Source organism: Thiobacillus sp., from assembly GCF_030696885.1.
In the GTDB taxonomy this organism is placed as follows: Bacteria; Pseudomonadota; Gammaproteobacteria; order Burkholderiales; family Thiobacillaceae; genus Thiobacillus.
Map to the genome: position 1 here is coordinate 1 of NZ_JAUYRI010000006.1, position 8,285 is coordinate 8,285.

The 8,285-nt window shown below is 64.3% G+C and carries 8 protein-coding genes and 1 tRNA gene; 3 read left to right on the forward strand and 6 right to left on the reverse strand.

The window, feature by feature from the left end; all coding sequences use genetic code 11:
• Positions 1–63: 63 nt before the first annotated feature.
• From Q8R61_RS02575 to Q8R61_RS02600, 6 genes are all read right to left on the reverse strand, one after another.
• Positions 64–140: transfer RNA gene (locus tag Q8R61_RS02575), tRNA-Val, on the reverse strand.
• 81 nt (positions 141–221) lie between these two features.
• Positions 222–1,682, reverse strand: coding sequence for an AAA family ATPase (locus Q8R61_RS02580; RefSeq protein WP_305533904.1), 1,461 nt, complete (start codon positions 1,680–1,682; stop codon positions 222–224).
• A 71-nt stretch (positions 1,683–1,753) separates the two neighbouring features.
• On the reverse strand, positions 1,754–2,296 hold the full coding sequence (gene thpR / locus Q8R61_RS02585) for an RNA 2',3'-cyclic phosphodiesterase (RefSeq protein ID WP_305533906.1): 543 nt from the start codon (positions 2,294–2,296) through the stop codon (positions 1,754–1,756).
• Positions 2,289–2,771, reverse strand: a complete 483-nt coding sequence (gene ispF / locus Q8R61_RS02590) for a 2-C-methyl-D-erythritol 2,4-cyclodiphosphate synthase (protein WP_305533908.1) — start codon at positions 2,769–2,771, stop codon at positions 2,289–2,291. Before ispF ends, thpR begins: the two co-directional genes overlap by 8 nt.
• A complete protein-coding gene (ispD, locus tag Q8R61_RS02595) occupies positions 2,764–3,468 on the reverse strand; it encodes a 2-C-methyl-D-erythritol 4-phosphate cytidylyltransferase (protein ID WP_305533910.1) in 705 nt (234 codons plus the stop codon). Before ispD ends, ispF begins: the two co-directional genes overlap by 8 nt.
• A complete protein-coding gene (locus Q8R61_RS02600; RefSeq protein ID WP_305533912.1) occupies positions 3,465–5,738 on the reverse strand; it encodes a DNA translocase FtsK in 2,274 nt (757 codons plus the stop codon). The genes ispD and Q8R61_RS02600 overlap by 4 nt, the downstream gene beginning before the upstream one ends.
• A gap of 205 nt (positions 5,739–5,943) precedes the next feature.
• Between Q8R61_RS02600 and trxB the strand changes: the two genes are divergently transcribed.
• The 3 genes from trxB to Q8R61_RS02615 are packed head-to-tail and all read left to right on the forward strand — an operon-like array spanning position 5,944 to position 8,045.
• Positions 5,944–6,900 carry a thioredoxin-disulfide reductase gene (gene trxB, locus Q8R61_RS02605; RefSeq protein ID WP_305533914.1) on the forward strand — a complete coding sequence of 319 codons (957 nt, stop codon included), beginning with the start codon at positions 5,944–5,946 and terminating at the stop codon, positions 6,898–6,900.
• Between the two features lie 14 nt (positions 6,901–6,914).
• Positions 6,915–7,577, forward strand: a complete 663-nt coding sequence (locus tag Q8R61_RS02610; RefSeq protein ID WP_305533916.1) for a Smr/MutS family protein — start codon at positions 6,915–6,917, stop codon at positions 7,575–7,577.
• Positions 7,578–7,589: 12 nt separating this feature from the next.
• Positions 7,590–8,045 carry a peroxiredoxin gene (locus Q8R61_RS02615; RefSeq protein ID WP_305533918.1) on the forward strand — a complete coding sequence of 152 codons (456 nt, stop codon included), beginning with the start codon at positions 7,590–7,592 and terminating at the stop codon, positions 8,043–8,045.
• Positions 8,046–8,285: the final 240 nt, after the last annotated feature.

An 8,285-nucleotide genomic window follows, 5' to 3' on the forward strand; every position in this document is an offset into this window, starting at 1 on the left:
TTTCGCAACCTCCGTGGGCCGTTCAGCCCCTCTTGAAACTGGCCATCCCGGCCCTGTAAATATTGGTAGGCGCGATTGGACTCGAACCAACGACCCCCACCATGTCAAGGTGGTGCTCTAACCAGCTGAGCTACGCGCCTAATGCGGGGCGCATCATAACCGAAAGGCCTTATTCCTGTCGAGAAAAACCACCTCGCGCAGGATTTTTTGGCCACCCTGGCTCAGTCCACCATGACGCAGCGCTGGCTCGCCCAGGTGCGCAAGCGCTCAAAATCTTCGGCGCGGATCACGGATAGCGGGCGTGTCTGGCCCAGTTCGCGCTCGACGTGCGTGTGCGTCAGCACCCCGCCCTCAGCCAGGGCCGCATATTGCGACGCAACAATGGCCTGCTCGATTTCCGCGCCTGAATAGCCTTCGCTGAGTTCGATCAGGCCGGGCATCTGGAATCCCGCTGGGTCGAGACCGCGCTTTTTCAGATGCAAGCCAAATATGATCTCGCGCACCGGCGCGGTCGGCAGGTCGACGAAAAAGAGCTCGTCGAAACGGCCTTTGCGCAGCAATTCCGCCGGCAGCTTGCTGACGTCATTGGCAGTGGCGACGACGAACACCGGGTTGTCGCGCTCGCTCATCCAGGTCAGCAAAGTGCCGAGGATGCGTTGCGAAACGCCGTCGTCGGCATCCCCCGCCGAGAGGCCCTTTTCGATCTCGTCCATCCACAGCAGGCACGGTGCCATGCGTGAGGCTTCGTTGAGCGCCTGGCGAAGATTCTTTTCTGTTTCGCCGATGTATTTGTTGTACAGGGCCGCGAAATCCAGCCGCAACAGCGGCACTTTCCAGCTTCCTGCGATCGCCTTGGCAACCAGGCTCTTGCCCGCCCCTTGCACGCCGAGTAGCAGGATCCCTTTGGGCGCCGGCAGCCCGGGAGCGAGCGCCGGGTTCTGAAAGACCGCCTGCCGCTGGCCAACCCAGGTCTTGAGTCGTCCAAACCCGCCGACGTCGTCCAGCGTGACGTCGGGCAATTCCATTTCCAGCGCACTGGCCTGCTGGTCCTGCTTGAATCGCGCAATGCGCTTGACGTCGCCAAGGTTAAGTTCGCCGTCCACGTTGATCGCCTGGCGAATCAGGCGTTGCGCTTCGTCTTCGCCCAATCCGGCAAGTTGGTGCACCAGCAGCGGCAGGATGTCACGATCAATCCGCAGGCTGCGCCGCGTGTCGCGCTGCCAGCGGTCGAGTTCCTCTTTCAACAGCGTGCGCACCCGGTCGGCCGTGATGCCCGGCATGGCAAGGCGTGCCGACATGCGGGCCAGTTCCGGCGGCAGGTCCAGCCCGGGGCTGACGAACAGCAGCGTGCGGTCGCGGCGGTAATGATCGAAAGCAATTTCGCGTACCAGCCGCACATTCAGCGGGCTGGAAAAAAACGGATGGGCGTCCAGAAGCACATACAGGCCGTTCTGCGGGGTCGCATCGACATGCTTCAGCGCATCGGTCAATTCGCTGGTGTTGTATACCGCGCTTGTTTCAGTGCTGCGTTTGAGTCCATCCGCCAGACTCCAGACAAACAACGGAACCTCACGCGCCGTGCAGATTTCACGCACGCGCTTGAGCAAACGCGATTCCTCATGGGTTTCACTGACCAGGATCGGGAAGCGCGCATCGAGCAGCGCGTTGAGGTCTTGACTCAATTCCGGCATATCGAGGAAGGATCAGAATTGTTTTGTATCAGAAGGCCGCAAGACTACCGTGTGCAGGTTTTTCACGCTAGCGGCCAGCGACGGATCACTTCGTACTGTGCACCGCTGGGCTCGGTGCGCGAAGTCACCAGCACAAAATCGCTCGCCGCCCAGCGCACCGGCGTGCATTTCTGCACCTCGCCGCCAGCGGAGTTGCGCAACAAGGTGACGTGCGGCACATGCGGGCGCGTGTCGACGGGGAAACCCTCCTCCTGCAGACGGGTGTTCAGCGCACCGACCAGTTCGTGGTGCGGCAGCGGCGTTTCGCTCGCCCCCAGCCAGCCGATGCGGTTGTGGCGCCAGTAACCAGCTTGGTCGAGCACGAGTTCGAACGGTTCAACTGCTACCGCATCGGCGCAGGCGAACAGCGTGTCGAGTCGGTCGACCGGCGTGCTGCCAAGGAAGGCGAGGGTGATGTGCAGGGTGTCGGCCCGCATGCGGCGGCCGCCCCAATGCTGGTGCAGCCACTTGCCGGTGCGGTTGAGTGTGTCGCGGGTGGCGTCGTCGGGCCACAGGGCGAAGAAGAGCCGCAGCGTTTCCGCTTGCGGCGGCTCGGTTTCAGCCACGCACGATCAGGCACACCGCCTCGGCGGCGATGCCTTCGCCGCGTCCGGTGAAACCGAGTTTTTCGGTGGTGGTGGCCTTGACGTTGACGCGGTCGATGGCGATGCCGAGGTCGTCGGCGATGTGGGCCGTCATGCGCGCGATGTGCGGCGCCATCTTGGGCGCCTGGGCGATGATGGTGGCGTCGACGTTGCCAACCTGCCAGCCGCGTTCGCGCAATTGCTCGGCGACGCGGCGCAGCAGGATGCGGCTGTCTATGCCGGCGAACGCGGCGTCGGTATCGGGGAAGTGGCGGCCGATGTCGCCGAGCCCGGCCGCGCCCAAGAGCGCATCGCAGATCGCGTGCAGCAGCACGTCGGCATCGGAATGTCCGGTCAGCCCGCGCTCAAAAGGAATGTCGACCCCGCCGACGATCAGCTTGCGTCCTTCGACCAGCGCGTGCACGTCGAAGCCGTGTCCTACTCGAATGTCATTCATTCAGCTTCCCCAGAATTAGGCTCGCCAGCTCCAGGTCCTGCGGATAGGTGACCTTGAGGTTGCGGCTGTCGGACTCGACCAGCCGCGGCTGAAGACCGAGTTGCTCGATGGCCGAGGCCTCGTCGGTCATGTTGCTGCCGGCGGCGCGCAGGGCTTCGACGAGCTTGCCGTGGCGGAACATCTGCGGGGTTTGCGCCTGCCACAGGCCGGCGCGCGGCACAGTGGCCTCGGCGCGCGTGCCGGTAGTCGTGTCGGCGGACGCGCGCTTGAGGGTGTCGGCCACCGGCACGGCAAGCAGACCGCCGACCGGGTCGTCGGTAACTTCGTCGAGCAGCTTGGTGAGCATTTCGTCCGGCAGGCAGGGGCGCGCGGCGTCGTGTACCAGCACCCAGTCGTCCGCGGCGCAGACTTTGGCAATGGCGTCGAGGCCGTTCAGCACGGTCTCGGCGCGGGTCTTGCCGCCGCAGCGCAGCACTTCGATGCGCTCTTCCCAGCCCTGCCACGCATAGTTGTTCCAGCGTTTGTCGGTGGGCGAGAGCACGACAAAAATCTTGGCGATGCGCGGCTCGCGCGCCAGCACCATCATCGCGTGCGCGATCATCGGCACGGCATTGAGGTCCATGTACTGCTTTTCGACGGCCCCGCCCATGCGCGAACCGGAGCCGGCAGCGGGAATCAGGGCATAGAAGCGGCTCATGATTCGCTATGCGGCGCGAGCACGTCGCGATTTCCGTTCGACTGCATCGACGACACCAGACCTGCGCGCTCCATGTCCTCGATCATCCGCGCGGCGCGGTTGTAGCCGATGCGCAGCTGGCGCTGCACCGACGAAATCGACGCGCGGCGCGATTTCAGCACGTAGGCGACGGCCTGGTCGTAGAGCGGGTCGGCTTCCGCCGCCTCGCCGAATTCGTTGCCGCCCTCGCCTGCTTCTTCCGGGGATTCGAGCACGCCTTCGATGTATTCGGGTTCGCCCAGCGACTTCAGGTAGTCGACCACGCGATGCACTTCGTTGTCCGACACGAAGGCGCCGTGCACGCGCTGCGGCAGCCCGGTGCCGGGCGGCAGGTAGAGCCTGTCGCCCTGCCCCAGGAGTGCCTCGGCGCCCATCTGGTCGAGAATCGTGCGCGAGTCGATCTTGCTGGAGACCTGGAACGCGATGCGGGTGGGAATGTTGGCCTTGATCAGGCCGGTGATGACGTCGACGCTGGGCCGCTGCGTCGCCAGGATCAGGTGAATACCGGCTGCGCGCGCCTTTTGCGCCAGCCGCGCGATCAGTTCCTCGACCTTCTTGCCGACCACCATCATCAGGTCGGCGAGCTCGTCGATCATCACCACGATCATTGGCATCGTTTCCAGCGGCTCGGGATTGTCCGGCGTCAGGCTGAACGGATGCGTCAGCGGCGTGCCGGCTTTCTTGGCGTCGCGCACCTTCTGGTTGTAGCTGGCGAGGTTGCGCACGCCGACGGCCGACAGCAACTTGTAGCGCCGTTCCATTTCGGCCACGCACCAGTTGAGCGCGCTGGCGGCCTGCTTCATGTCGGTTACCACCGGCGCCAGCAGGTGCGGAATGCCTTCGTAGATCGACAACTCCAGCATCTTGGGGTCGACCATGATCATGCGCACGGCGGACGGATCGGACTTGTACACCAGCGACAGGATCATTGCGTTGACGCCGACCGACTTGCCCGAGCCGGTGGTGCCGGCCACCAGCAGGTGCGGCATCTTGCCGAGGTCCGCCACCACAGGGTTGCCGGCGATGTCCTTACCCAGCGTGATGGTCAGGGGGCTCGCGCTGTCGTGATAGGCCTGCGAACCCAGAATTTCGCTCAGACGCACGATCTGACGCTTGGGGTTGGGAATCTCCAGCCCCATGGTGTGCTTGCCGGGAATGGCCTCGACCACGCGAATGCTGATCACCGACAGCGTGCGCGCCAGGTCCTTGGACAGGTTGACGATCTGGCTGCCCTTGACCCCGATGGCGGGCTCGATTTCGTAGCGGGTGATCACCGGGCCGGGCGAGGCCGAGACGACTTTCACCTCGACGCCGAATTCGGCGAGCTTGCGCTCGATCATCAGCGAGGTGTATTCAAGCGCCTCGGCGCTCGCGGTTTCCACTGCCTCGTCGGCGGGGTCGAGCAGATGCAGCGGCGGCAACGGCGAGTCGGGCAGATCGGAGAACAGCGGCGCCTGCTTTTCGGTGACGGCGCGTGTCGATTGCGGCACTTCCTTCACCACCGGCTCGATGCGAACCGGCGGCGCTTCGTCGATTTTTTTCTTGACCACCGAGACCTTGGCTTCGCGCTTCTGCTGCGCCACTTCGCCCAGCTTGCGGTCGCGCGAGGCTTGCCAGGCCTGGATCGCATTCCACCAGGTGCGCTCGGCCCATTCGCCGGTGCGCTCGGCCATCGAAAGCCACGACACGCCGGTAAACAGGCTGAAGCCCACGGCCATCAACAGCAGCAAGACCAGCGAACCGCCGGTGAAACCCAGCAGCGCACTCGCCGCGCCGCCCACCAGGCTGCCAAACACGCCACCGTGCGCATCGGGCAGCGCCACGGCCCAGTGCCAGGCACGCAGCCATTCGACGCCGGTGCTGGAAAATAGCAGCAGACTGAAACCGCCGAGCCGGATCCAGCGCTGACGCCCGCCCGCCAGCGGTGTTTCATCCAGATGACGGAAGGTGAGGATGACGTAGGCCACCGCCAGCACCACCCACCACCAGGCCGACACGCCGAACAGCATCAACAGCAGGTCGGACAGATAGGCACCGCTCTGGCCGCCCAGATTGTGGAGCGTCACGTCGTCGCCAGTCGTGCTGAAACTCGGATCCGCAGGACTGTAAGTCAGCAGGATGGCGGCGAGGAAGAGTGCGGCGGCCCCCACCAGCAATGCGCGCGCCTCGCGCAACAAACGCTGCATGCGGGGCGACAGGGGCTGAGGTGAGCGGGGAGCGGGACGCGCCATGAACGATTTTCTGCGGGGAATGTGCGGATTATCGCGGATAAACCGCCAGGACGCGAGACGAGGGCGAGTGGATTTGCGCGTCCGCCTGCAGCACGGTGGGCTTGCAGCAGAGTTCTGGCCGGGATGAACCTGGGCGGGCGGCATGGAAATGCCGCTGCCAAGTTTGGTTAGAATAGTGGGCTTTCCCATCGTCCGAGCACAGACCATGAGCACCCAACACCACAAACTCGTCATCCTCGGTTCCGGCCCCGCCGGCTATTCCGCCGCCGTCTACGCTGCACGCGCCAACCTTTCCCCGGTCGTCATCACCGGCATGCAGCAGGGCGGCCAGCTGATGACGACCACCGAAGTCGACAACTGGCCCGCCGACGTCGACGGCGTGCAGGGCCCAGAGCTGATGGACCGTTTCCAGCGCCACGCCGAACGCTTCAAGACCGAAATCATCTTCGACCAGATCCACACCGCCAAGCTGACCGAGAAGCCCTTCACCCTGATCGGCGATTCCGGCACCTACACCTGCGATGCGCTCATCATCGCCACCGGCGCCTCGGCCATGTACCTGGGTCTGGAAAGCGAACAGGCCTTCATGGGCAAGGGCGTGTCGGGCTGCGCCACCTGCGACGGCTTCTTCTACAAGAACCAGGATGTGGCCGTCATCGGCGGCGGCAACACCGCCGTCGAGGAAGCGCTGTATCTGGCCAACATCGCGAAGCACGTCACCGTGGTGCACCGCCGCGACACCTTCAAGTCCGAGAAAATTCTGGTCGACCACCTTATGGAGAAGGTCAAGGAAGGCAAGATCAGCCTCGAGCTCGACCACACGCTCGACGAAGTGCTGGGCGACAAGACCGGCGTCACCGGCATGCGCATCAAGAGCACCAAGGACGGCGCCACCAAGGACCTCGCGCTGACCGGGGTCTTCATCGCCATCGGCCACAAGCCCAACACCGCAATCTTCGAAGGCCAGATCGATCTTGAAGGCGGCTACATCGTCACCAAAAGCGGCAACAAGGGCAACGCCACCGCCACCAGCATCGAAGGCGTGTTCGCCGCCGGCGACGTGCAGGACCACATCTACCGCCAGGCTGTCACCAGCGCCGGCACCGGCTGCATGGCCGCGCTCGACGCCGAGCGCTACCTCGACGCGCTCGGCAAGGCGTAACGGAGTCATGTGGCATGAAGCGCGCCCGCGGCAGTGCGCTCGCCCCCGCCTCGTTCGAGGCGCTGACGCGCATGCGCCGCGTGCTGCGCGAGCAGTCGGCCCAGCCCGCCTCGCTGCATCAGGCCCCGCATAAACCCAAACCCGCGGCCGACGGCGCCATGCTGTTCCGGCGCGCCGTCGCTGATGCCATTCCCCTGCCGCCTTCGGATCGCGCCGAGCTTGCGCGCCCGCGCCCCAAACCCGTCGCCCGTCAACGGCGCGCCGACGAACAGCAGGTGCTGGTCGATGCGCTCGCCGACCCATGGGACTGGGAAGCCGCCGTCTCCACCGGCGAGGAGCTGTACTTCGCGCGCCCCGGTGTGCCCACCGCCGCGCTCCGGAAACTGCGGCGCGGCGGCTGGGTCCTGCAGGGCGAACTCGACCTGCACGGCCACACCGGCGACGAGGCGCGCGTCGCGCTGGCCGCCTTCCTCAACCGCTGCATGCTCGAAGACCGGCGCTGCGTACGCATCATCCACGGCAAGGGCCACGGCTCGAAAAACCGCCTGCCGGTGCTGAAGAACAAGGTGCGCCACTGGCTGATGCAGCGCGAAGACGTGCTCGCCTTCTGCCAGGCCCGCACCGTCGACGGCGGCGCCGGCGCCGTCATCGTTTTATTGAAATCCTCATCACGTTAAAGAGAGCCCATCATGAACGAGCCCGTCATCACCAATTTCGAACTGCCCTCCACCGGAAGCACCCCCTTCAAGCTGTCCGACCACCGCGGCAAGAACGTCGTCGTCTACTTCTACCCCAAGGACAACACCTCCGGCTGCACCCTCGAAGGCCAGGAATTCCGCGATCTGTACGCCGACTTCGCCAAGGCCAACACGATTGTCGTCGGCGTCTCGCGCGACAGCCTCAAGTCGCACGAAAGCTTCAAGGCCGAGTTCGAATTCCCGTTCGAACTGCTGGCCGACACCGATGAAAAGGTCTGTGAACTGTTCGGGGTGATGAAGCTGAAGAACATGTATGGCAAGCAGGTGCGCGGGGTGGAGCGCAGCACGTTTGTGTTCGATGCTGAGGGGAAGCTGGTGAAGAGCTGGCGGGGGTTGAAGGCGCCGGGGCATGCGGCGGAGGTGTTGGGGTTTGTGCAGGGGCTGTGAGTTTGTGACGCTCGCTCTGTCATTGCGAGCGCAGCGAAGTAATCCAGTGCGGATTAGGCGCGAAGCATCGCCAAGTAGTTAGGGTCTCTCCATCTTGGTGCCGTTGGCCGGGGGTAGCCCGGCAGCTAGTCACTTTCTTTTGTCTCGCCAAAAGAAAGTAACCAAAGTGACCGGGAGTGAGATAAATACACACAGTGAGCTGCGATAAATGGGATTTGGCGAACTGAATCGAAACTTTGC

Bases quoted from the DNA above. Each gene is read 5' to 3' on its own strand.
- ispF (WP_305533908.1), bottom strand. From the start codon at position 2,771: ATGAATGACATTCGAGTAGGACACGGCTTCGACGTGCACGCGCTGGTC.
- ispD (WP_305533910.1), bottom strand. From the start codon at position 3,468: ATGAGCCGCTTCTATGCCCTGATTCCCGCTGCCGGCTCCGGTTCGCGC.
- Q8R61_RS02600 (WP_305533912.1), bottom strand. From the start codon at position 5,738: ATGGCGCGTCCCGCTCCCCGCTCACCTCAGCCCCTGTCGCCCCGCATG.
- trxB (WP_305533914.1), top strand. From the start codon at position 5,944: ATGAGCACCCAACACCACAAACTCGTCATCCTCGGTTCCGGCCCCGCC.
- Q8R61_RS02610 (WP_305533916.1), top strand. From the start codon at position 6,915: ATGAAGCGCGCCCGCGGCAGTGCGCTCGCCCCCGCCTCGTTCGAGGCG.
- Q8R61_RS02615 (WP_305533918.1), top strand. From the start codon at position 7,590: ATGAACGAGCCCGTCATCACCAATTTCGAACTGCCCTCCACCGGAAGC.